This is a genomic window from Candidatus Uabimicrobium helgolandensis (assembly GCF_041508025.1).
GTDB lineage: Bacteria > Planctomycetota > Uabimicrobiia > Uabimicrobiales > Uabimicrobiaceae > Uabimicrobium > Uabimicrobium helgolandensis.
This window is the reverse complement of sequence record NZ_CP165719.1, coordinates 3,262,934-3,288,314: the sequence shown is the minus strand read 5'-3', so window position 1 is coordinate 3,288,314 and position 25,381 is coordinate 3,262,934. Positions and strand designations below refer to the sequence as shown.

Sequence of the window (25,381 nt, the reverse complement as noted above, 5' to 3'; positions counted from 1 at the left end):
ATTGAAAATCAAAGCTAAATACTTATCGACTCTACGTTATTTTTGTTATAACCATAGAAGAACTTGGGAAATGAAGAAAGAGATTTCCCAAAGTTTACAAGAAAAGAATTGTATTATTAACAATAAGGCAATTCCTATATCAATGATGCCAGTTCTATTGACGCAACAAGAAAAAAATAATATTGCGAGTATTGCGCAAGAAACAGGCAAATTGGTTAACAAAACTGTGGAAGCCTGCTTTGCTTCGCCGCGAATGAAAGATTACTTGTCCACTGAGATATTACCTGAACAGTGGGTTCAACGCCGTGAAGGCTCCTTGTTGCAGAGAATTGACATTGTGTACAATGGAAATGACTATAAGGTTATCGGGGTTGAGTGCGATGCGCCGCGAGGGCAATCGTGGACTGATTATGTTCGCATTTCTTTTGCTAATCACTCTTACTATAAAAAATTCATTGAATTTCCAGAATTAGAAAACAAACTGTATTTACTTGAGTCACTTATATCTGAACTGCAAAAAATAAATACGGCACCTACTGTAGCTCTTGTTGATTTTCGTGAGTCGTCTTCTATTACAGATTTACAAATAGCAAGTCGGTTTCTCACTCACAATGGAATAAAAGCATTTATAGCAGATCCTCGCGATTTTCAATTTAAAAATGGCAAGGCATATGTTAATGATGCTTGTGTTGATATTGTGATTCGCGGTTGTAGTACAAAAAATCTGATTCAAAACGCTGATCAAATATCAAATTTTATCGAAGCCTACAACAATAAATCATTTGTCGCTATAAATTCACTGTTTGGAGCTTACGGCAGCGATAAATCTTTGTTTTCCTTGATGACAAACGATGATTTTTCAGATATATACGATAAACAACAAAAACAATTCATTCAAAAATACATCCCTTGGACAAGACGTTTCTCGGAACAACAAACTTTTTATGGTAAAAATGCTATTGAATTAAAAGAGTTTACAAAAGAGTATCGCGAAGGTTTAGTTTTAAAGCCTGCAAATGGAGATAGTACTCATATGGTGCAAATGGGTATTGCGATGGAGCAGCCTCGTTGGGAAGGAATGGTAAATAATTATCATGGGCGTAGCGATTGGATTGTTCAAAAGTATGTTGATTTGCCTTTTGTTTTTCAACCGAATCTCATAAAAGGCAAGGTTTCAAAAGAAAAGCGCTATTTCTGTTTCTCTGCTTTTGTTCTAAATCAAAAATTTCAAACCCTTTTGTGCCGTTGCTCACCAGATCCAGCAATTCATATGGATAAAGGTACGGTGATGCCTATTTTTACATATGAAAAGACCGTACGTAATAAAAAAACATATATTCGCTAATTTTAGAAATTCAATTATGGTAAAAATATTTTTTGTTTTATTGTTATATATATTATTTTGTGGAGGCTGTTCAAATACCTGTAAGCCAAAACAAAAGCCTACGACAACTCCGTCACATTTTTACAAAAGTAATAAGAACTGGTTATACTATGTCGAACGAACTACCCAACTTGTAAAAGATAAAAAATACCCACAAGCACAACAAATCATATTGAGCATTGTAGGTGTTAAGCAAGAAGATACAAACAATCTCGAAATAATACGGAACAAAGATTTTACCAATATAAAATTGGATGATGATAAGCAGCAGCAAATAACGGAAGTATGGAAAGACGTAATTGATTTAAGGGAAAAGTTTTTGTATAGTGCTGCTGTAATCGCAGATTTACGTAATCAATGGCAAGAAAGTACTCAAGAGTGCGTAATTACAAAGCAACAACAGTTGATTACTAACAAACTCGAACAATTACCAAGTATTCTTTCTCTAGAAAAAAAAATTTATACCTGTGATGCTATTTACGATGCTTGTCTACAACTGTCATTACAAAACATTGACATAATAAATCCTTATATCGATAAGTAACTGTTAAGTGGACAGCAAAAATATTTTGGAATACGACGCTCCTATTAAACTAGGATTTTCTTAAGTTAATAGTCGTCGACTTTCACTCTCCTAGTTCTTATTTCTTTTGAATTATACTTTTTCATATTTATGGTAAATTAAATAGTGACGGATATTGTTTTTTACGTAGATTTATCTCTAATAACACTTAAAATGTCTTATTCTATTTCGAAATGTCTTCCACTAGAAATATGCTTTTATAAATACATAACCATAACAAAAATCTCTTTAAGCAAGTCGCAAAAAGTTTTTAAGAGCACGCAGCTTGCCTTTGAGTATCATAGCGGCGTTGAGCGGTTACAGTTATGTGCCTCTCAGGCTGTCTTTGCTCTGACACTCAAGTTCTACGCTGACTTGAAACGTGCTCAAAAACTTTTTGCGCCTCACTTAACAAATGTATTTTTCGACTTCAGCCATAATATTTTGCGATAAATTTTGTTGTTGTGTGTGTATATCACTCATTTCCTTGCGCACTTGTTGTAAAAATGTTTCGTCGTTTAAAAAAGCTAAATTTCCGCGTATTGTCAAAATGCTTCCTTGTATGGCTGCTGAAATTTGGACGCTGATAATCCCTGCGTCCGACATTGTTGTTTTTGACAATCTATTTGTGGGAAGTAGTTTTAGTACTTTTAAGCTAGTGATTGCAATGTCTAAAGGTACTAATACGCATTTTATTAGTGCAGAATCTAATGCTTCTTGGTATTTTTTTTCTTGGTAATCCGTTTCGCGAGGCATTTTTTTTATGCCAAGATACCCTTTGTACGCCGCCCCGTCTTCTTCTATAAGCTTTGCTAAGTGGCTCTGTATTTTTTTGAGTTCTGCTCTTGTATTAAACAAAGATTCTAGATGAGTACGATTCTTCTTTTTACGCATGCTAATTCCAATAATCATTACCGCAAGTGCTGCTGCAGTGGCCCCTGTTAATGCTGCACAACTTCCACCTCCAGGAGTAGGGGTTGCTTCGGATAATTTATCGAGAAAAACGTTGAGGTGATAACTTTCTAGAGACTGTAATTTATGCTCGATGATTTTATCATTTACAAAAGAATCTAGTTTTAATTCTTCGACAATACTACGGCGTAGTGCATCTTGAGGGATTAATCCAACTACTTCGCTATCAATAATATTAATTTCAGATTCTTTGGCTTGTCGTTGCACTTCTTTGAATATTTTGATTAACGATGTTTCACGATAATCAACAAGATTCATCGATACTTGAACACAGTTGCGCTCTTGTAGGAAAAAAGCTAAAGCTTTTACTGCTTTTAAGCCATCGTTTTTTTCGCGAATTGTCTTTGCAATTTTTTTAGCAATTCCTATGTCTTGTGTTTTGAGGTTAATGTTGTAAGCAATTAAGAAAAAACGCGCAGAAATACATGTATATCCAGCAGTAGGATGTGGCTTTTTTCCAAAATCTGGGGTTAAAATCTGTTTTTGCAAACGAATATCAGCTAAATTTTTATGTTGCGCTGTAATTGCGGCTTCTTCGTAAAGAAAGATTGGTATATCTAGCTCTTGGTGTACTTTTTTTGCTAATGTGTGTGCTACTGCAATACATTCATCCATACTGACGTTGCAATAAGGAATGAATGGGCATACGTCAGTTACTCCTAAACGTGGATGCTCTCCACAATGGTGGTTCAGATTGATTAAGTCTTTGGCTTTTGCAATACCTTTGAATGCCGCTTCTGCAATATTTTCAGGAGTCCCTAAAAATGTCACCACTGTACGATTATGGTCTGAATCCATATCGTAATGTAAAACGTACACGCCGTCAACACTTGCGATGCACGATAAAATTTGCTCTATTATTTCTTTATTGCGTCCTTCGCTAAAATTTGGAACACATTCTATTAATTTCATAATCAGCTACTTTGGAAAAATTTTTATGTGAATGAAAACATTGTTACTGGAAATCCTTACTCTAACACTTGTGGCGATCATTGCTAAAGCTTATATCATATATAATGCAAACGAAGCTGCATTTTTTTTCTAATGGATAATACACCTTAGCCAAATTATAAGGAAGATAAATGTCGACACGCCCTATTAAAAGATGGTATAAAATAATGAAACAATTTTTGACAAAATAACAATAAAAAAATTATAATTGCTATTTTGTAGGTATGTCAATATTTAGGTTTTTATATGGTGTGAGTTATTATTAGAGAGTAGTGAAGCACTTTAAAAAGACATAGTTTGTACTTTGCTAATTTAAAGCGAAGGTAAATTTTTAAAGAGCTAAGTTATAAATAGAATAAATGTCGATGTGCTTTGTTTAGATACAAAACAAGTAAGGACGCACCAAAGAACACGTTCTAAAGAAAATGGTAAATAAATGAGGAAAATTCTGTGCAGTCTGAGCAAGATTTAATACGTAACTTCGTTGATGGTGATCATGAAGCTTTTCGTACATTAGTGGAAAAATACCAGACTCCTTTGTTGAATTATTTATATCGTTTTACAGGGAAATACGAAGTTGCAGAAGAGATTGTGCAAGATACTTTTCTTGTTGTTTTTCAAAAGATAAGTACATTTAAATTACAAAGTTCTTTTCGGGCATGGCTATATGCAATAGCGACAAATCATGCCTCAAATCATTTGCGTAAACATTCACCTATTTATAATAATGAAGTACTAAGCACGGCTAGTGATATACAACTCGATCCATCGGAAAAGATCATTGAGCAAGAACGCGCTGTAGCTGTACAAAAAGCATTGAAAACATTACCAGAAAAGCAAAGAGCGATTTTTATACTACGTTTTTACCAACAATTTACATATGAAGAAATTGCTGAAACATTGAAATGCCCGATTGGTACTGTCAAATCGAGAATTTGCTACACCTTACAAAAACTAAAAGGTGTCTTATCTTCGCATCAAGAAGAGTAGGATAATATTATGGAATGCAATACAATAAAAGATATTTTAGACGCATATATACTTGGGGCATTAGAAGATGAGCAAAATACAAAAGTCAAAAAGCATATCCATAATTGCAAAGAGTGTAAAAAATATCACGAAGTTTGTGTACGCTCATGGCAAAAATTACAAGATTTGCCAACTGTTTCTCCTTCTGTCTCGTATGCAGATCGTATTATACATCGCCATCGCCGTGGAAAACGAATTGTTCAATGGTCAATATCAACAATATTTATTATGGTAGTGTTGTTACTATTTGTGCTGTTTTTTCTGTTTTTTTTGTTCGATTACAAAAAAGAATACCCACAACATCATATTGCTAATCTTGAAAAGGTTATATGGCGTTTCTATTCTCAAAATAAAAAATTCCCAAAGCAGTTAAGAGATATACCTCGCGAATTATTTCCTCAAAAAATATTTAAACATGATAAAAATAAGGAAATACTAGATATATGGGAGATTCCCTATAACTACAAAAATCCAGGAAAGTACAATAAAAATTTCTTTGATCTATATTCAAGTGGAAAAAACAAAGAGGACAATTTGGGTTATGAAGATGATATCCGAAATTGGAAATAAAGGCATCATGTGAGGCATCGAGCCCGTTTCCGAAAACTTTCTAAAGTGGTAGACAAACGGAATTTTTGCGAGTTGTAACAAATGCTTTTTTGTTTGATTAAAAGCTTTAAAATCGGGATCGGACTTGGAAATGGGTTCGGACTCGAAAAAATATTTTGAATGATGACAGGCCCAAGTCACAAAAAATTGATATCCATTTATCTAGGTGTACCAATATACTCTAGTGATAGGAGGAAAGGTTATGGACAAACACGAACTTGATGACTCTGTAATTACTCAGAAAAAAGAAAAATTACAGCGCCCCAACATGTACAGAGTATACCTACATAACGACGATTATACGCTGCAAGAATTCGTAGAATTTGTCTTACAGCAAGTATTTTTTAAATCATATGAAGAGGCACGTAAAATAATGCTAGCAGCTCATATGAAGGGAATCTCTGTTATTGGCATCTATACTTACGAAATTGCAAACGGTGGTATTCAGAAAGTAGAACTGTATTCTGAAAAGCTAGGTTATCCACTGCTGTGCACGATGGAAGAAATAGATATTTAGATCTTTAGATCTTCATTAAAGAGATATTAAAATGACCAAAAAAACTATCTTGATCGTAGATGATAGGCAAGATTACTATCCGAAAGAACTTTTTGAAAACTATCGTTTTTATGTAGTTTCTAATATGATGGGAGCTATAAAAAACATTTTGCTACAAAGACCACGGTTAATCATTGTTAATATCAATCTCTATGAAGACAATGTATCCATCCTTACACATATATTAAAAGTTAATAAAGATATTCCCATAATTGCTGTTACTGGTGATAACAATGCAAATATCGATAATTTTCCACAACAAGTTATTACTGTATTTTCCAAGCCGATTTTTACAAAGACACTAATAGAAGCTATAGAAACGGCCCCTTTGCGGATTGAATATAAAAAGCAAGAAGAAAATACGTTAGCGAAGGGGAAAAAAATAGATAACTATGAGGTTATTAAAACTTTAGGGTCAGGCGCTAGTGGAACGGTTTATAAAGCTACTGATGGAAAAAGAGAAGTGGCAATTAAAATATTAAAAGCGCAATTTAATAATGATATGAAACGTTTTTCGCGCGAGACTAAATATCTTATGGCTATAGATCATCCTAATGTAATTAAAGGAATATATGCTTGCCAGTTAGATAATGAATTTTATTACATTGTAATGGAAATTTTTGAAGCAGACCATCTAAGTAAGCATTTATCCAGACAAGATGTTTTTTCCTTAGCAGAAGCAATATTTATCATTGGCGAAATTGCAAAAGGTATGGCTGCTGCTCATAAACTACAACTAATTCATCGCGATTTAAAACCATCCAATGTTCTTTATGATCGCAGGCAAAAAAAAGTTAAAATTATTGATTTTGGTATTGCAAAAAAGCCAGAGGACTATAGTTTAACAACCGAGGGAACAGCACTTGGAACACCAGCCTTTATGGCACCAGAGCAGATTTTTACTCATGAAATTGATTACCGAGTCGATATATATAGTTTAGGTATTATTTTTTACAATTTAATAATTGGAAATCCTCCTTTTGATGGTCGAGAAGACCACGTAGTAATGCGCGCTCAAATGTACGATGAAGTATCTTGGCCTAATGATCGAATTCCACAAAACATTAGAAGCATTATTGAAAAAATGTTAGAAAAAAACCGAGAAAAACGCTTTCAAAGTATGGATGAAATCGAAAACGTTTTGAAAACTATTAAGTGAGTTATATTGTTTTCGTTGTTGTTCCTATGTTGTAAATTGAATTAAGGTATAAAAATGCCGTATATTTTAATTTTTATATTTAGCACTTTGTTAAGTGCAAATAATGATGACCCATTACAATGGCTTACGCATGAATACGAAAATTTTACTTATAAAACGCAGCGATCTTGGACAAATACTTTCAATGATAATTACCACAACTATTTTATTGATGAAAAAAATTATATTCGTTTTTGTTTTACAGAGAAAAAACTGGATAACAATCAATTCGAAAATACAATATTTGCCAAACAGACATACAGTAAGATATCTGAAAAAAATATGACGATTAATCGTTTGTTAGGAAGAACTGTTGTATACAAGACAGCTTCTCAACAGTATTATCATGTTTTTTACGGTGCATTTAAAAAAGAACAATTTATCATTATTTATACATATACCAATAAATTCAACTCCAAACTCTTGAGAGCTTCACTGAATACATTCTCTATAAAGAATTTTGATGTACCAAAAGCTTTACAAACACATCAAAATTTTGGAATAAGCTACAACATAGATTCTCAGTGGCAGATAAATCGCATTTCAAACAACTCTAAAAAAGAACATTTTCGATATGAAATTTCTTCTACTTCTTTTATTGAAATATATCTCGAAGAGCTTTCTCGTAAAGTGTTGTTAAAAAGTTTTATTAAAATCGCGCAAGAAAAATTGCTATCGCAATGTGTATACACACGTTCACAACAGCGGTTATTATCAAATGGAGTGTTGTTCTCTTATGTAGTAAAAAGAGGTAATACACGGCAGATTGAATATATTGATATGTTTTTTGGTGTGGAAAATAATTGTGGATATACGATTCTTTATCTTTATAAGAAAAAACAAACTTGCCTCTTAGATGTTTTAGACTCTTTTCAAGTAAAAAAAGTAAACTTAGAAGATGAAGTACATAAGAATAAAATTACAGAGCCACAGAATAACAAAGTACAACCTGTAAAAAATTTTGAACAGGTCTTTTATTTTGTGAATATAACAAGCGCCAGAATTTTTCCAAAGAAAAGTAGTGGTAAGAAATGGGATTTTGCTTGGGGACAAGCAGGCAAACCAGATGTTTTTGTTGTTGTAAAACAGTTTGCTCATAAAGAATTATTTACGACACCGGTAATTAAAAATTCTTTACAACCTGTGTGGAACTATAAAACTCCAATGCGAGTACAAAAAGGAGAGGTTCTTCTCATAAATGTTTATGATGAAGATTCTAGAAAAAACGACGAAATAGGATCAGTTCTTATGACTGTAAAGGAAAACTATATTGAAAATAAGAGCTGTGAAATTCAATTTAATTCTGTAGATAAGCTAACCATTACTTTTACAAAAGATTAGAGTGCATACGCTAAACACTTGTTTTCAGATTCTTACTTCTAAGAAAGACAAATAGGTATCGGAAAATTTGTGTTTATCAAAGTAATTTTTTAACTATCCATTCAAATTTCCTAAGGCGTAGAGTTAAAGCAATAGGTGTGCATCTTTTATTAGACCGGATTCTTGGTTAATAGTGCTCGTGGTTAGTGAGTTAACTGGTTAACAAAATAATTTACTTCCTACTTGTTATTAGTTATACTTAATTAAAAGCCTAGCAAGGCTCTTTATTTTGCTACGAAAAAATAATGATATAAATCATTGGAGGTTAGATATGAAATGGTATAAAACACTACTTGTGGTGTTGATTTTAAGTTTTACAGTTCCTGCTACCGCAGAAGAAGTAAAACTTTTGGCATACAATGTATACTTACGCCCTGATCCTGTTGGGTGGTTCGATTATAAAGCTGAAAGATTTGCAGAGTTATCCGAAGCTGTTCGCAAGTATGACGTTGTAGGGTTGTGTGAAGTATTTGACAATAAATTACGAAAAGAGTGGACTGAGCTTCTTAGCGATACCCACCCGCATGTAATTCAACCACCTAAGAGATCAGATGGGCGTCATGTTATAAATGGCGGCATTATGATTTTTAGCCGCTATCCGATTGTTTTTCACAAGAAAACGATTTATCGCAAAGCGAATAATTGGGATTATTTTTCGGATAAAGGAGCTATATTTGCTCGTATAGAGCTTCCTAGTGGTAAACAATTCGAAGTTGTACTAACACATGCGCAAGCAGGTGGAGATTATCATGTTGAAAGAGAAACTCAATTAAAGCAAATGCAGGAGCTTGTCGCTGAAAACTCTACAGGACCAACTTTTTTAATGGGTGATTTCAACGTTAGAGATGACGCTGAAGAGTACACCAATATGATGAATATTTTTCAACACCCAAGAGATATGTTCCGTACACTACACAAGTCTCCAGGATACACTTCAAATGGAGATGAGAACCCTCTAAGTGGTGGTAAACCGAAACGCATTGATTATATTTTTATGAATGATCCAAATAATCAAGTTCGCGTTAAACAGTGTTTAGTGAATAAGTTTGCAATGAAAAACCCTGTTAAAGATGCTAAATTTATGTCTGATCACTATGCTGTAGAGGCTACTGTAGAAATAGTAGACCCTGTAAATCAGCTTGATTATCCGCAAGTAAATATGGTCACTTGTGGTAAGGGTAATAATAAATTTTTGGATTCTCCTTCTGACATAGACTTGAGTGAATTACAAAATAATTTCGATCCGAAACTTGATACTATTGTTATGGTACATGGTTTTTTTAATACTTTTGATAGCGCAAAAGAATCGTATACTGCTGTCAACAAAGTAATGCAAACTAAAGCAGGAAAATACAACTATGTTGGGTTTTCTTGGCCTTGTAATATTGCTATTAACCTTGGTAAAGGTATAAAGCATGCGAATATTGCTGGAAAATACTTAACGCATGTTCTAACTGAAATTTCTAGCTGGTATGGCAATGACGAGCGCTGTGTCAATGTTTTTAGTAGTAGTTTAGGAAATCGCGTTACCTTTAGTGCTCTAAAAGATAATCGTGCACGCTATATCAAATGGGGACAATGTTTTAATTTTTGTCCTGGAGTTCACCAAGATGTATACTTAAATGAGTTTAAAAACGTTGAGCAAATTCCAAGTAAGAATTGGATCTTTTTTGCAAAAAATGATTTTGTACTAGGATATTTATACGCAGCATACCACTGGCTCTTTGGTCGCGAAGATGTTCCTCAAGAGTGGCAAGAGTTGTCAGGGGAACAAAGACTAGACAAAATGCGCGAGTTATGGGAAAACAAGAATGAGCGTAATTTGACAGATTTCGAGCAACAAGTAGTAGAAGCGATTGCTCGTGCTCAGAAAAATGCGATGGGGCTTGTCGGAGCTGACTTAGGACAAAATGCCGTTGAGAATGTCGTGAATATTGAAGTAACAGACATGGTAAAAAAACACTCGTACTGGATGAATCCTAAAGTATTGAACATTGTAGTAAACAAACTACAAACAAAGTAATGACGAATGAAGTTTCTAAAAAAGCGCTGTGTATATACACAGCGCTTTTTTTATGCCATGTTAAATTTTAACTAACAGTAGATATTATAAAACTTTATAACTATAATAGTTGTAACAAAAAAACAACTAATGTTGTTGTTTTAATGTTTCTGATAGTTGCCTGACAAAATAGTTACCCACTGAGTATAGGGCTTTCATTTTCTAGTGCGGCGTGACAAGGGCGCGTAGCTGTAATTGCGCAACTAAGGAGTAACAACGCTAAAGATTAAAAGAACAAACTTGAGTGGGGAAATGCTTTTGGCGGGTCACTTAATATTTTTTGAAGGTCAGAGAATGTCAAAATTTTTTTTAATTATTATTTTTGTTTGTTGCTCTCTTCTGATGGCAGAACACAGCAACAGATCCTCAAATGACGTTAAGCGCGTTGAGTCTGCAAATGAAGTTATTTTTGCAGTAAAAAGTAATACTGCACTACGTGCAAATGATGTGAATAGCCTTAACGCTGTTCTACCAAAAAGTTTGCGTCCTTACGATGCTCAAAGTACCAAGCCTCTTTTTACATACCGCGATCAAGATGGTAGTATGATCACTATTTTTGAGCATCGCGTTGAAAACCGTAGTACTGTAAAAGCAGCTGTTAGCGCTTTAACAAGCTCTTCTTCCGTTAAGTGGGCATCTCCTAATTATTCCTATGAAGGAGATCCTCGCGAAGACATTACTACCACCAATGATCCAAAAACAGGAGAACAATACCATCATCCAGTGATGAAAAATCCTGAAGCATGGAAAATTAGCCAAGGTAGTGTAACTGTTGTTGTTGCTGTAACAGATGATGGTGTTGATATTGACCATGTTGATTTAAAAAATCGCATGTGGAAAAACACCAAAGAAATTCCAAATAATAACATTGATGATGATGGCAATGGTTATGTCGATGACTTTGATGGCTGGGATTTTTCTTCTGATGACAATGATCCACGCCCTAATGGTGGATCTCATGGAACACATGTTGCTGGTATTGTTGTTGCTGAACGCAATAATAAAACTGGAATCAGTGGTACAGCTCCTGGAGTGAATGTAATGCCTATTCGTTTTTATGGCAGTGGCTCTTGGACATCTTCTATCGTTGCTAAAAGTTATGCTTATGCTGTAGACAATGGTGCAAAGATTATTACCACTAGTTTTAATATCAACGGTTTTGTTGGTGATCCTGTATACGAAGCTTCGCTTAAATATCTTTACCAAAACGGTGTTCTTCTATTCAATTCTGGAGGAAACGGTTCGCAAGCTAATCCAAAACGCCAAGCGTTCCACGAGGTACTTCTTGTCGCAAGTACAATAGCTGATGAAGAGAGTGATGATGAAAAGAGCTCTTATAGCAATTGGGGCATAGGTATGGACATTTCTGCTCCTGGTGGAGGTGGAAAAGCGGGTATTTTATCAACAATACCAGGAAATGGTTATGGACGTAAGAGTGGTACAAGTATGGCTTCTCCGAATGCTGCAGCCGTAGCAGCAATGATTTGGTCTGTTCATCCTGAATGGACACGTGAACAAGTTGTTGCGCAACTATTTCGTAGTTGTGATAGTGTGGATGAAGTAAATAAGAAATATAAAGATTTACTCGGCCCTGGTCGTGTAAATACTTATAACGCTATTCACCAGCCAACCTTAGCGCCGCGTATTCGTGGTTTGCGCGAGTTGAGTAACAAAACTATTCCAATTTTAAAAAATGTAACAAAGTTGACTGTTGCGGTTGTAGATTTACTTGATCGTAATAAAGCAGAGAACACTAGTAATTGGAAATTAGAAAACCTTGATAATGGTAAAGAAGTAACACTACATCTTGATGCTGATTATCTAATTGGTTCTAATGAAGTGGTTTTCTCATTTGATAAGTTATCTGCAGGAAACTATCGCTTTATAGGTGTGGCAGAAAAATTACAAGATCCTTTTGGTACATCATTAGAAGAAGATTTTGTTGTCGATTTTTCAGTGAACGAATAGGTTGTATTTACTCGTTTGCTTTATGAATAAGTAACTAAGGTAGCCAAAATGGGTTTTGTGCAAATTTTGGCTATCTCTTTATAGCTGGAGTATAGTTATGGAAAACGCCTTATATTTTTATTTTACCTTATGATTACGATCATGCTAATAATAGGTTGCTGTGATGATGACGATAATAATAACAATAACGAGGAAAATGTAGTTTTTGTTTCAAATTTTGGCAACAATAGTATTTCTCTATTCTCTCCTTATTTTTGCTTACCAAAATGGTGATTTAGAATTTTTGGATAGCGAAGCATTCCCTGAAGTTAACACCTATCTTTATAAACTAGAAAAAGTGCTTTTAGATGACCAATCTGCGTATTGCTCAAATGCTATTGTTAGACAAAGTCGCCGTAGGTAATTTTATTTAACTCTATTAAATTGATGAGCGTCTTATTTTGACTTTTTAAGTTTCCGAATAAGTGTATATTGTTTTTCTAAATTAGGATCTAGGTTACATATTTTTAAATTTAACTTTGCAATAGAATTAAGCGCTTTGCTATTTAAATAGCAGCCTGGAGCGTGAAGTGTATTTAGATTTTTTAAATATATTATTTCTCTAAAAGAATTGTTATCTAGTTTTCTACAATAAGATAATCCTAGTATCTCTAAGTGCACTAATTTTTTTAGATATCCAATATTCGAAAAACTAGTATTTTTTAGGCTTAGGTGACGAAGAGATGTCATATTCTGCAAAAATGAAAAATCTTTTATTTGTGTATTTCTTAAAGATAAAATTTCGATATTTAATTTTTTGATATGCTCTGTGAATGTGGTGCTTATACTATTTTGATTAAGGTATAGAACTTTGAGGTTTTTTAACTTCAAGAGGTGTGGAGAACCGTTGTATACTTTTGTGTTGTTTAATCCTAAATTCTCAAGACTCGATATTTTTGCAACATGTACAAGACAAGCATCGGTGAGCGTTGTGTTTTTAAGGTTTAGTACTTTTAATTGTGACATTTGACTTATAATAGCTATATTCTTGTCATTGATGTTTTTGTTGCTAGATAGTGCGAGAGCTGTAAATTGTTGCGGGTGGTAGATTTCGGCTAATTCTTGTAAATTTATTTCGTCAATCCTTGGTACAACGAGCGTTCCATTTTTGTCTAAAAAGTGTCTATATTTTTTATTAAAATGCCGAAGGTTAGCTTCGGTTTTATCTCGCTTTGTTTGTGAATGTTCTATTTTATCTTGTTTTTTTTGTTGTAGTTGTAGCTTTTTTTGTAATTGTTCAATTTTTTGTTTATCTTGTTTCTTTTGCTGTGCTTGCTCTAAGTTTTTTTGATACAAAAAGCCTAATAAACCAACAATAATTCCAATGAAAAGTGGTATATACATTTTGCGACTACGCATCTTTCGATATGTGCTCGTTAAAAGACTTATCGGCTGTGCGTGTATTGGTTCTCCATTGATAAAGCGTTCTAAATCGTTTGCTAATTCTAATGCGCTTTGATAACGATTTTCTTTTTTCTTTTCTAGAGTTTTTAAACATATAATCTCTAGGTTTTGTGGTATCTTTTTTACCAAAGACCTTAAAGGGCGTGGTTCACTATAAGAAATTTTGTACAATATATTTGCAGGAGACCCACCACTAAAAACAGTTTTTCCTGTAAGTGCGCTGTATAAAATAGCACCTAATGAATAAACATCACTAAGGTGATCAATTTCGCGTGTTTTACCTGTAGCTTGTTCAGGAGACATGTAGAGTAACGTACCGAGAATATCCCCCGTTTTAGATAATTCTTTACTATTCTTTGACATCTTAGCAAGACCAAAATCTAAAACAATTGGCTCGTTGTTATTATCAACCATAATATTTGAAGGTTTTAAGTCGCGATGTATAACTCCTTGCTCATGAGCATAGTGAATAGCGTGGGCTATTTTACTCATTAATTTCGCAACTTCACGAGAAGAGAGTTTTTTTAAAATCTTGTTTAGTGGTTGTCCACATATAAAATCCATAGTAAAAAACGCTTTGCTTTGTATACTACCAACGTCAATTACTCCAATAATATTATTATGTTTCATCTGGGCCATTGCCTGTGCTTCTCGGAAGAATCGTTGTTCGGCAATTTTGGAGTTTTGGTTAAGCAAAACCTTTAGTGCAACCATTCGTTTCAATTGCGTATCGTAGGCTTTGTATACAACTCCCATCCCTCCACGTCCCAATTCTTCTTGAATGTGATAACGGCCAAATATTTGATTTTGATTGTTGGGCTTAGACTGTTGAGTCATAATAAATGTCCTTGTACACTTAAGAAGAAAAAGAAATGGCGTGTTATGAAATTATATTCTCTGTTTATTATTCAGTTTAGGTGAAAAATGTCAATAGTTAACAATCAAAATTATGAACTATTACGGCTTGGAGATTAAAATGAAACTATTAAAACCATATAAATTAAATAAAGGGGATACCATAGGTATTTTTACACCGTCCTCACCAGCATATATAAGAAATGAAGGCTTATTTTTGAATGGTGTTAAAAATATAGAAAAACTTGGTTTTGATGTTAAATTAGGGTTTTTATCTGAAAAAAGAGCAAGCCAAGGTTATCGTTCAGGAACTCCTCAAGACAGAGCAAAAGAATTTATGGATTTAATCAAAGACAATGAAGTAAAAGCTTTAATTTCAACGATTGGCGGAATGAACTCTAGTAGTATGATTCCGTATTTGGATTTTGATTTGATAAGAGAGAAAAGAAAAATTGTATGTGGTTATAGTGATGTAACTTCTCTTCATCTTTCTATTCTAAAATACGCGGGATTAAAAACTCTATACGGACCAGCAGTTATGACCTGGTTTGGTGAGTATCCAAATGGTGTTAAAGAAAGCAATGATTCATTTTTGAGCGCTTGTATGGATGATAGCGGTCAATTAAGAGTAATAAAACCGTTTAACAAATGGAGCAATCATTTTCGCGATTGGTCGAATGATGACTGGAAAAATATCCCAAGGGAGTGGAGTGAGAACAAAGGATGGAAAGTTTTAAAATCTGGAAGAGCCGAAGGTGAGGTTGTTGTGGCTAACCTTAATACTCTCTTGACCTCAGCAGGAACTACATATTTTCCTGATATTGCAGGGAAAATTCTTCTTATTGAGGAATTGGCAGCACCTTGGTCTCAAGAAGAAAGAAGTCTTAGACAATTGCAACTTATGGGTATTTTTGACAAAATTATTGGTTTAATTACAGGTAAAGTAGAAATGCCAGATCGCGAAGGAGCTCCTTTTGAACTTGATGAACTTTTACTTGAGATAATTGGAAATAGGGCATACCCTGTTATTTCTGAGTTTGATTGTTCTCATACAATTCCAATGCACACAATTGGTCAAAGATGTCTTGTTAACATTGAAGCTAGCGGTAATTGTAATGTTGTTTTTAACATTCTTGAATCTTTTGTCGAGTGACAAAAAAAATTTTACGAAGCGCTTGAGATTTATTTTTTATACTGCTGCCACCATAATACAAATTGTGGTAAAGCAGCACTGTACGCTAGTATCCCAAGTTGCTGTGAGTTTAGTTTTAGATAAGCATTGTTTACTTGACTACTGAGTTTATTAAAAAAACCGTAGTGTTGTCGATTACGTTGCAAACGTTGTTGCCATCGTTTTATGTCTTCTCGTGTTGTCTCGTTTAATTGTTGTGCAAGTTGCTTCCATTTATCAATGGGCAAGTAGTTGCTAAAGGAAATGAAAATACGTAAGGCCGCTGAGTAGCGCAGAGTACCTTGTGATGCAGATATACATGCGATATAGGCAACTAAATTAGCATCGGTTTCCGAGGCAAAGCCATGGAAGTGGGCTTTTTCGTGCGCCATTACTAGTGGTCTTTCCCAAGGCAATAGATCAGCATTGATATGTGGCTCCATAAAGAGTGGCAAGAATATCCCGGAAATACCCGCAATATTCATGAACTCGTTAAAAAATAAATATTTGGTTGGTGGAGGTGTGACTGGATTTGGATAGATACTCGTGATAGTTTTGTGGATCGCAATATTGACTTTGTTATCTGGTAACTCTGTCTCAAGAAATTGACAGTCTTGCAATTCATTTAGTATTGTCACCATTTTTTGTGCTACTTTTTCGTAGTTATCAATGGAAGTAGTTGTAATTTCAATTTTCATATGTTGATGAAATGGTTGACGGAGGTAGTTGAATCCCCATACTAAATTGAATACACAGTAGATATAGCAAAATGCTATAATCGTATTTATACCCAAATACTGTAAGAACTGTTTGCGATTTTTACATTTGTATGATTTCCAACACAAAATAACAGATGTACACAAAATAACGAGTAGAAATAGCTCATCTATAGAACAAAAGAAGAATAGTTTGGCGATGAGAGACAAAAAGAATTGTGAATAGGGATAAAGAAGGCAAGAATACCATGTGTCTACGAGTTGTGGAAAATTTACAGTAGCAAGACGTAGTAAAAATATTAAAATTGCGATTGCAATCGGTAGCTTTTTTGACAATGACATACTTTACCTTTCTTAGTTATTATAAATACTTTTTTATATTAGAGCATGTTTATTCTTAAATAAAGAGTACGATCAAGTTGTTATTATAACCGTTTTAATATTCTTTTATTAAGAGAAAAACTTGTATTTACGTTTTTCTATTAAGGAATAGGCGCTTGTAAATCAAACTTTTACAAGCGCCTATTCCTGTCTACGTTCATCTTGCTTAACATCTTTAGTTATGATAACATCTATAAATAAAAATTGTGCAACATTTATGAGGTATTTTGATATGCGTAACTTTACATTACTTATCACTTTTATTGCTTTTGCTACACTAGGAATAAGCCAGCAAAAGAATAGTTTCTATCTTGCGTTTGGTTCGTGTTGTCACCAAGATGAGCCGCAAGATATATGGGGAGCAGTGGTTGCTTCGCAACCGGATGTTTTTTTGTTTCTAGGAGACAATATTTACGCAGATACTTACGATATGGAACTAATGCGTAGTAAGTATCGGCGTTTTTCTCGAAAACCAGGGTTTCAGAAACTCAAAAAAATATGCCCCATTATTGCCACTTGGGATGACCATGATTATGGTTATAACGATGCTGGTAGTTCATATAGAAAAAAGCGTGAATCACAACAGATATTCCTAGATTTTTTTGAGGAAGATTTAGATTCAACGCGGCGAAAAACACCTGGTATCTATACTTCTTATTTTTATGAAGTACAAGGAAAAAAAATTCAAGTAATCTTGCTTGATGTGCGCTATTTTCGTTCTCCTCTTCTACGTATTCTTGATCGAAAAAAACAATTAGAGCGCAAAAAAAGAATTATGGGTGCTTATGTGCAAGCAAAATACCAAGGGGCAACAATGCTTGGAGAAACACAGTGGCAGTGGCTGGAAAAAGAATTGAGAAAACCGGCTTCGGTGCGAATTATCGCTACAAGTACGCAATTTTTAACCTATTTCAATGGATGGGAAGCATGGCAAAATATGCCGAAAGAATATGAACGCATGTTATCCTTGATTCGTAAAACTCAAGCAAATGGGGTGCTTTTTCTAAGTGGTGATACTCACTGGGCGGAACTATCGTGTGTAAAAGTTCCTGGTCTTTACCCTATTTTTGATTTAACCTCTAGTGGACTTACAGAAGTGTGGGAAGGTTTGGGACCAAACCAAAATCGCGTAGCTTCTTATTTAGGTAAAAATTTTGGAGGGGTAAAAATTACTCCTACAAACAATGATGTGAAAATAACTTTAGAAGTATTTGATGTAGAAGGTACAAGTAAGATTCAACGAGACATTTTACTTTCAGAATTACAAATTTTAGGCGAAGAATCAAGGGCAAAAAAATGAGGTATATTTGGTTATATTGTATTTTGTTTTTATTTGGATGTAGTTCAGTGAAAGGTCCTGTGAGTACTGATAATACTAATTCAGATTCCTCTGTTGCACAAAAAGTAGGTAGTGGTAACGACGAGATTCGTCGTTTACAAACAGGTATGGATATAGGAAACCTTTTCACAAATGCAGCACGTATTGCTATTACTAGCATTCCTTACGAGGACGAACGCCGATATGGTGAAAATGTAGGTCTTGCTATGTATGCTACCCCAGGTTTTGGTGAACCAATTATGGATGAAGAGCTAGGCTTATTTGTCAATTTGCTAAGCAATGTTATTGGACAAGAAAGTGAGCGACCTGAGATAAAGTATCATACTGCTGTTATTGATTCGCCAAAGAAAAATGTATATGCTGCTCCTGGCGGTTTCATTTTTGTTACTTCTGGGTTAATTCTTGGTCTAGATTCCGAAGCGGAGTTAGCTTTTGCTCTAGCCCATGGAATTGCTGCTATTGCGTCGAAGCAGGCTCTCAATGCTATAAAAAGCTCAAAGTCATTTGAAGCACTTATGAAAGTAAGTAAAGAGCTTCGTTATGAACATGATGTTAAAGATGAAGATTTTTATGTGGTGATAGAGGAGCATAAACAGAAAATATTGCAACCTTCCGTAGAAAGTCAAATTGATTTAGACTTACGTGCTGTTCAGTACTTGGTCGATGTTGGTTACGATCCTCGTGTAGCTAAAAATGTGATAGCAAAAATAGATACTACAGATGCCAATAAAAAAACAAGGTTGGAAATATTAAATTCTTTTTACTTAGAGCAGCAAGGTGAAATGTATAATCTAGTTACAAATACAGGCCGTTTACCTCATATAAAAAATATTATAGAAAACAAAATACAAAAGGATTAAAGTCTAAATGTCTATTTTTTTAAAATTTTTGGGTATGTCTTTAGACAACATACCTATATTTTTTGTATCTCTATTTTTTTTAATACTCCTCTTTTTGTTAATCATCGTACAGTTTATTGGCAAAACTTATAAAGAATTAGGATGGCTTGGTAGTCTGATTCTAATTCCGTTATTACTTGTAGATTTACAATTAATATTTGTAGGAATGGTAGGAGAAGAATACTTTTACCAAATTCATTTAGTGTTCTTGACCTTGATATGGATTGCCGGTTTTAAATTACTTGTTCAAGCGCTAGATCTTTTTTGGTGGTCGACAAATTTTGTAAAAATGACTGGCGAAGAAAGCCCGCGATTATTAAGAGGCTTAACCACAACAATACTGTGTGTTTTTACTATTTATGGTATTACTAACTTTGTTTTTGGAAAATCTATTGGTAATTTACTTATTCCTACAGGAATTGTTGCTGGTATTATTGGTTTGTCATTGCAAAGTATGTTTAGTAATCTATTTTCGAGTTTGGCTATAGCAGTAGAAAAACCTTATCAAATAGGTGATTGGATCGAAGTAAAAGAAGGTGTTATTGGTAAAGTTATCGATATCACATGGCGTACAACACGTGTTTTATCATGGAATAACAGCGTTTATGTTGTTCCAAATAGCGTAGCAACCGGTAGTATCATTCATAACTTTGACTTACCGGAAAAAGTGTATGCTTTATGGTTTAGAATTTCTATTGATTGTAATATCAATCCTGAATTTATTCACCGGATATTAGTTAACGCTTGTTTAGAGTCGCCAAAAGTTCTAAAAAATCCATCGCCAAGAGTATATCTAAGTGAAATGTCTAGACCGCTTCAATATACTGTCTATGTCTATTTTTCAGACTTTGTAGAGCATTGGGCAGGTAAAAGTAATTTGATGATTGCTATACAGAAAAGACTTGGAAAACATGGAATTTCTCCTTCAATGATGGAAGTTCACGTGGCAAATAGTAATATGCCGCAAATAAAAATACACGAGCCTGGTGTATTCGAGTATTTGAAAGACATCGATATTTTTAAATCTCTTAGTAGTGAAGATATTGATTTACTTAGTACAGGAAGTCGTTTACACATTTTTGAGGCGGGAACGATTATTATACGCCAAGGTGATGAAGGTGATTCTCTATTCGCGATTATTTCGGGATCGGTTGTTGTTATCAAAGAAGAAGGCGACCATGAAATAGAAGTAGCTCAACTGCGCTCAGGTTCAGAGTTTGGTGAAATGTCGCTCCTGACAGGTGAAAAACGATCGGCAACAGTTAAAGCTATTAGTGATACCACGGTTGTTGAGGTAAGTAAAGATAGTTTGTCGCCTTTATTGCGAAAGAAGCCGATGGTAAGTAAGCAATTCACAGAGAAAATGGTACGGCGCAAAGCGAGTACTCAAAAGACATTGAGTGAGGCTCATATTGAAACTCAAGCCGAGATTTCTAAAATTTTAAATAAAATATATTCCTTTTTTAATATAGATAGTGATCGAGTTACACAAGAAAAAGAGGAAAATGAAAATGAAAAAAAGGAAGAGTAAAGTAACTTTAATTTTTGGAGAACTGAGTGAAGTACAACTTTGATAAATCTGTCGCTAGATATAATACAGAATCGATGAAGTGGGACCATATGGGGAAAATATTTCCTGTTTTTGCAAATAAAGATCTTCTTCCTTTATGGGTCGCTGATATGGATTTCCAGTGCGCACCGCCTATTAAAGAGGCAATTCAAAAGCGAGTAGATCATAATGTTTGGGGTTACACTATTTGCGGAGACGACTATTACGAAGTGGTCACTCAGTGGATGAGTAGAAGGCATGATTGGCATATTGATAAAAACTCGATAGTGTACTCTAGAGGAATTGTACCAGCTCTATCTTTTTTTGTACAAACGTTTACTAATCCTGGTGATAGTGTCATTATTCAAAGACCTGTATATTATCCGTTTACAGCCGTTGTTGAAAACAATGGTCGACATGTCGCTAATAACACGCTCGTATACAAAGATAGTAAATACACTATTGACTTTGTTGATTTAGAGAAAAAAGCGCAAGATGCCACCACAAAATTGATGTTTTTGTGTAGTCCGCATAACCCCGTTGGACGTGTCTGGTTACCTGAGGAACTCGAAAAGATAGGTGATATTTGCATTAATAATGATGTTGTTCTTGTTTCGGATGAAGTTCATGGTGACTTAGTGTTTAATGGGCATAAGCACTTTCCTATTACAAAAGTATCTAAAAAATTTGAAAAAAATACAATCATTTGTACAGCAGCGAGTAAAACTTTTAATTTAGCAGGAATGCACACCTCGAACATTGTAATTCCGAATAAAAAATTGCGAGATAATTATACGCGAACAGCTTTTGATAAGTGTTTTCAGTTAGATGCAAACCCTATAGGAATAGAAGCAACAAAAGCGGCTTACTTATATTGCGAAGATTGGTTGAATGAGTTACTTGTTTATGTAGAAAATAACATGAAATACGTAGCGCAGTTTTGTAAAGAAAACATACCAGGAGTATCACTTGTTCCTCCAGAAGGAACTTATCTTGCATGGCTTGATTTTTCAGCTTTAAACATAACGAAGGAACAACTTACAAATCTTATTGTTGATCAGTGTCAAATAGCTCTTGATGAAGGTTATTTCTTTGGAGACGAAGGGATAGGGTTTGAAAGAATGAATGTTGCTTGTCCGAGAAGTACAATAGAGGAGTGTTTGCAACGTATTGCTGGAGCAGTGAAAAGATAATTTATCATTGGCACCCTAAAAACGGGGAAAAAAATGAAAATCAGTAATAAAAAATTTGTATGTGTATGTGGTAAAAAAATTAGAATTTCCAATATACAACTAGGAAAGACAGGTAGTTGCCCCAATTGCGATAAAAAAATACTAGTCTCTAAAACTTTTTTTCAAGAACAGTCATTTTCAGAAGACGCTACTTTTGTAGATCGTACAACAATGCACTCTATTCCCATAACCGAAAAAGAATTTGGGGACTATGAGATTGAGCATAAGTTGGGACAAGGCGGTATGGGAATTGTCTATAAAGCTTATGAAAAACAAATAAAACGTGTTGTTGCGCTCAAAGTGATTTCTCATGGTAGTGAAAGTATGGTCCATCGCTTTCAAAAAGAGATGGAAATACTTGGTAAACTACAACACCCAAATATTGTGCGTTTACTTTCATACGGAACAACTCCACAAATGTATTTGACGATGGAGTATCTTGAAGGAAAAGTTCTTACGGAAATCAATAATTTGTCTTTTCGGCAAATAGCTCGGGTGATTCGCAAAATAGCTCTTGCCCTACAAGACGCTCATGAACAAGGAATCATCCACCGCGATATTAAACCAGCGAATATTATGCTTGTTGGTAAGGAACCGAAACTTATGGATTTTGGTTTGGCAAAATTACAACAAGATGATGAACAAATATCAAAAACAGGTGAACTACTTGGAACTGTAGCTTACATGTCTCCGGAACAAGCATATGGAGCGCCTTTAACAGGAGCCACAGATATTTATTCTCTAGGAGCTACCATATATAAGTTACTAACACTACGCCCTCCTTTTGAAGGAGACAATAATATCAACATTATTTTTCGCGTATGTTATAAGGATGTTGTTTCACCGCGAGTTTTGAATCCTGATATTCCTGTTGACCTAGAAGCCATTTGTTTGAAGTGCTTAGAAAAAGATCCACGAAAACGCTACACGTCTGCAAATTATTTAGCTGAAGATTTAGACAATTACCTAAATGGGCGTTCTGTTGTTGCAAGGCCTTATACGACAATTAAAAAGGTTTATCGTTACCTTGTTCGTTATAAATTAGTTTTTGGGCTTGTACTTTTTTGCTTACTTTTATCGGTGACTTTCACTTTTTTACACATACAGCACCTCGAGAAATCTCGCTTAGCTTCGGCGAAAAAACATAGATCTTCAAGTACAGTGTTAGCTAAATTTGCAGCATACAATGCTGAGACAAAGTTTAGAATTGGACTTATAAAAGAAAGTGGTATTTTTAGTGGTAAAAGCCTTCAATTTTTAAAAGGTTTAGAAGGCCAAAGCGTAGATGAAATAAGGCGAAAAAATCAAGAGATGCTCAATCGATCTTTGAGGCATCATGGATTAGTATGGCAGAGAAAATCAGATGATAAATTTTCGCATGTAGATAAATTAATATTTAATAAAAATGGAAATCTTTTGGCTGCTCTAGATTTCAAAGGTTTAATTCGCGTTTGGGATATAAAAAAAAATCGTAAAATTGCAGAAATAAAACACAACATTTCGCAAATGGTAACGGTTGTTTTTACTCCAAAAAATGATCTGTTGTTTATTTGCCAAAATGGACTTATTCACCAATACGATTTTCATAAAATAACACTATTTGGTGAGCTAAATAAATCGATATCTAAAACGAGCTTCGTTTTTCCAAATATATATTTTACATCTAGTAACGAACTATATCAGTTTAACGTAAGTAGTAAGAAAACAATACTACTTGCAAGTTATAAAAATAACATAACGGAATTAGATGCCACAAAAAAGAAGATTTTGTCTGCAACTTCTCGCATAGTTGAGATTCTCAATGTTCGCACTAAAAAAGTACAGCGCTGGAAAAAAAACGCAAAGCTTAAATCTTTAAAATTATGTTTTAATAATAGCTACCTTGCTGGCTGTCAAAGTGGGAGTTTAGTAATTTTGGATTTAAGTGGACATCAAATTAACAAAAAAAATTACAATATCAGCGGTGGTAGAATTGAGACGCATTCCAAAAATGACAATATAGTAATTGTAGTTACTCCAAGACATCTCATGATTGTGGATATATCTAATCCCAAAAAGCCATCTGCTATCGACCATATGAATGAAACAGTTGAACAATATAGTATTCAACCACAGAAGAAATATATTGCGACTTCAAATAAAAGTGGTGTCTTTTTATGGGATCGTTCTTTTGCACTAGATTCCTCAAATGTCATTTTTTCAAAAAAGATACGTAAACTTCGCTCTCATTTTGGAAAGCTTGTAGTGCTGCAAAAACAAATTTCATTGAGAGTAAACAACAAAAAAGTATGGGAATCGAATATTTTAGAGAAAATAAACGATTTTTACATATCGAAAAACCATATAGTTGTTGAAACGGTAAATGAAAATATTATTTATACAATGAGCGGTGAGTTGTTCTATCGGTGTCCAAAGAAAAAATTTATGCGCATAAACGGCAGCGGATCGCAAATTGTTTACTATGACGAAGACGATAATTGTATATGCATCCAGGAAACAAAAGATAACTCTTTAAAACAAATGATACTGCCAAAAGAAACAATATGTACTAGTTTATTTACTAATCACTCCTTTCGTATTTTTTTGACCACAAATAGAAATTTGTTGAAAATCATTGATCCGCAAACATTTTCAACGATTTATCAAAAAACATTTGCTATTACTCATCGAATTTTAAAATGCTTAAATGGCAATGCTTATTTGATTTCAAAAGATTTCCATTTGAAAGTTATAAATGGTCAAGGAGATATATTAAAAAATATTCCTGAAGTTTTGAACGATTGGTATGTAGATGACAAATTCATAGTACTTTTTCGCAATTCTTATGCCATTTTCTTTAAAACAACGGTCAATAAAAATATTTTTGCGCTGTTTCCTGTAGAAGGAGCGACAAATGTTGTCTTCTTAGGTCAGAAAATTATATTTGTCCATCCTCATAAACTTCATGTTTGTAAAATGAAAAACATAGTGCAGAACTTTCAAATAAACCGTTTGTTTCCGAAAAGTAAACAAACTTCATTCATCAAATATATAAGTGATTATCCTCAAGAATTTACAGAAAATATTTTTAATGGTAAACTAAATGAAAATTTTGAAGTTGAATTTTTTTCTCACTAGGTATAAAA

The 25,381-nt window shown here is 34.1% G+C and carries 19 protein-coding genes; 16 read left to right on the top strand and 3 right to left on the bottom strand.

The window, feature by feature from the left end:
• Position 1: 1 nt before the first annotated feature.
• Positions 2 to 1,345 (top strand): hypothetical protein, encoded by a 1,344-nt coding sequence (locus tag UABHE_RS12010; RefSeq protein WP_372370536.1) that lies wholly within the window; start codon positions 2 to 4, stop codon positions 1,343 to 1,345.
• Positions 1,346 to 1,361: 16 nt separating this feature from the next.
• The gene (locus UABHE_RS12005; protein WP_372370535.1) at positions 1,362 to 1,928 is read left to right on the top strand and encodes a hypothetical protein; all 567 of its coding nucleotides are present in this window, start codon (positions 1,362 to 1,364) and stop codon (positions 1,926 to 1,928) included.
• A gap of 426 nt (positions 1,929 to 2,354) precedes the next feature.
• On the opposite strand, the gene ftcD is transcribed toward UABHE_RS12005, so the two are convergent.
• Positions 2,355 to 3,830 carry a glutamate formimidoyltransferase gene (gene ftcD, locus UABHE_RS12000; protein WP_372370534.1) on the bottom strand — a complete coding sequence of 492 codons (1,476 nt, stop codon included), beginning with the start codon at positions 3,828 to 3,830 and terminating at the stop codon, positions 2,355 to 2,357.
• Between the two features lie 489 nt (positions 3,831 to 4,319).
• Here ftcD and UABHE_RS11995 point away from each other — a divergent pair, with 489 nt between their 5' ends.
• The 8 genes from UABHE_RS11995 to UABHE_RS11960 all read left to right on the top strand — a co-directional run bounded on the left by UABHE_RS11995 (position 4,320) and on the right by UABHE_RS11960 (position 13,074).
• Positions 4,320 to 4,859 (top strand): RNA polymerase sigma factor, encoded by a 540-nt coding sequence (locus UABHE_RS11995; protein WP_372370533.1) that lies wholly within the window; start codon positions 4,320 to 4,322, stop codon positions 4,857 to 4,859.
• 9 nt (positions 4,860 to 4,868) lie between these two features.
• Positions 4,869 to 5,468, top strand: coding sequence for a type II secretion system protein GspG (locus tag UABHE_RS11990; RefSeq protein ID WP_372370532.1), 600 nt, complete (start codon positions 4,869 to 4,871; stop codon positions 5,466 to 5,468).
• 241 nt (positions 5,469 to 5,709) lie between these two features.
• Entirely contained in the window at positions 5,710 to 6,024 is a 315-nt protein-coding gene (locus UABHE_RS11985; protein ID WP_372370531.1) for an ATP-dependent Clp protease adaptor ClpS, read from the top strand.
• Positions 6,025 to 6,055: 31 nt separating this feature from the next.
• Positions 6,056 to 7,222, top strand: a complete 1,167-nt coding sequence (locus UABHE_RS11980; protein WP_372370530.1) for a protein kinase — start codon at positions 6,056 to 6,058, stop codon at positions 7,220 to 7,222.
• 54 nt (positions 7,223 to 7,276) lie between these two features.
• The gene (locus tag UABHE_RS11975; RefSeq protein WP_372370529.1) at positions 7,277 to 8,602 is read left to right on the top strand and encodes a C2 domain-containing protein; all 1,326 of its coding nucleotides are present in this window, start codon (positions 7,277 to 7,279) and stop codon (positions 8,600 to 8,602) included.
• 310 nt (positions 8,603 to 8,912) lie between these two features.
• Positions 8,913 to 10,664: a sphingomyelin phosphodiesterase gene (locus tag UABHE_RS11970; protein WP_372370528.1), complete on the top strand. Its 1,752-nt coding sequence runs from the start codon at positions 8,913 to 8,915 to the stop codon at positions 10,662 to 10,664.
• A 333-nt stretch (positions 10,665 to 10,997) separates the two neighbouring features.
• Complete coding sequence (locus UABHE_RS11965; RefSeq protein ID WP_372370527.1) at positions 10,998 to 12,671, top strand: S8 family serine peptidase; 1,674 nt, start codon at positions 10,998 to 11,000, stop codon at positions 12,669 to 12,671.
• A gap of 205 nt (positions 12,672 to 12,876) precedes the next feature.
• Positions 12,877 to 13,074 (top strand): hypothetical protein, encoded by a 198-nt coding sequence (locus UABHE_RS11960; RefSeq protein WP_372370525.1) that lies wholly within the window; start codon positions 12,877 to 12,879, stop codon positions 13,072 to 13,074.
• 32 nt (positions 13,075 to 13,106) lie between these two features.
• On the opposite strand, the gene UABHE_RS11955 is transcribed toward UABHE_RS11960, so the two are convergent.
• Positions 13,107 to 14,951, bottom strand: a complete 1,845-nt coding sequence (locus UABHE_RS11955; protein WP_372370523.1) for a protein kinase — start codon at positions 14,949 to 14,951, stop codon at positions 13,107 to 13,109.
• A 139-nt stretch (positions 14,952 to 15,090) separates the two neighbouring features.
• Between UABHE_RS11955 and UABHE_RS11950 the strand changes: the two genes are divergently transcribed.
• On the top strand, positions 15,091 to 16,122 hold the full coding sequence (locus UABHE_RS11950; RefSeq protein ID WP_372370522.1) for an LD-carboxypeptidase: 1,032 nt from the start codon (positions 15,091 to 15,093) through the stop codon (positions 16,120 to 16,122).
• A gap of 29 nt (positions 16,123 to 16,151) precedes the next feature.
• Here the strand turns inward: UABHE_RS11950 and UABHE_RS11945 are convergent, their stop codons facing one another.
• A complete protein-coding gene (locus UABHE_RS11945) occupies positions 16,152 to 17,198 on the bottom strand; it encodes a DUF3810 family protein (protein ID WP_372370521.1) in 1,047 nt (348 codons plus the stop codon).
• A 271-nt stretch (positions 17,199 to 17,469) separates the two neighbouring features.
• Here UABHE_RS11945 and UABHE_RS11940 point away from each other — a divergent pair, with 271 nt between their 5' ends.
• The 5 genes from UABHE_RS11940 to UABHE_RS11920 are packed head-to-tail and all read left to right on the top strand — an operon-like array spanning position 17,470 to position 25,373.
• Complete coding sequence (locus UABHE_RS11940) at positions 17,470 to 18,537, top strand: alkaline phosphatase D family protein (protein ID WP_372370520.1); 1,068 nt, start codon at positions 17,470 to 17,472, stop codon at positions 18,535 to 18,537.
• Complete coding sequence (locus UABHE_RS11935) at positions 18,534 to 19,436, top strand: M48 family metalloprotease (protein ID WP_372370519.1); 903 nt, start codon at positions 18,534 to 18,536, stop codon at positions 19,434 to 19,436. The genes UABHE_RS11940 and UABHE_RS11935 overlap by 4 nt, the downstream gene beginning before the upstream one ends.
• Positions 19,437 to 19,443: 7 nt before the next feature.
• Entirely contained in the window at positions 19,444 to 21,006 is a 1,563-nt protein-coding gene (locus UABHE_RS11930) for a cyclic nucleotide-binding domain-containing protein (RefSeq protein ID WP_372370518.1), read from the top strand.
• A 26-nt stretch (positions 21,007 to 21,032) separates the two neighbouring features.
• Entirely contained in the window at positions 21,033 to 22,217 is a 1,185-nt protein-coding gene (locus UABHE_RS11925) for a MalY/PatB family protein (RefSeq protein WP_372370517.1), read from the top strand.
• Positions 22,218 to 22,250: 33 nt separating this feature from the next.
• Entirely contained in the window at positions 22,251 to 25,373 is a 3,123-nt protein-coding gene (locus tag UABHE_RS11920) for a protein kinase (RefSeq protein ID WP_372370516.1), read from the top strand.
• Positions 25,374 to 25,381 lie beyond the last annotated feature (8 nt).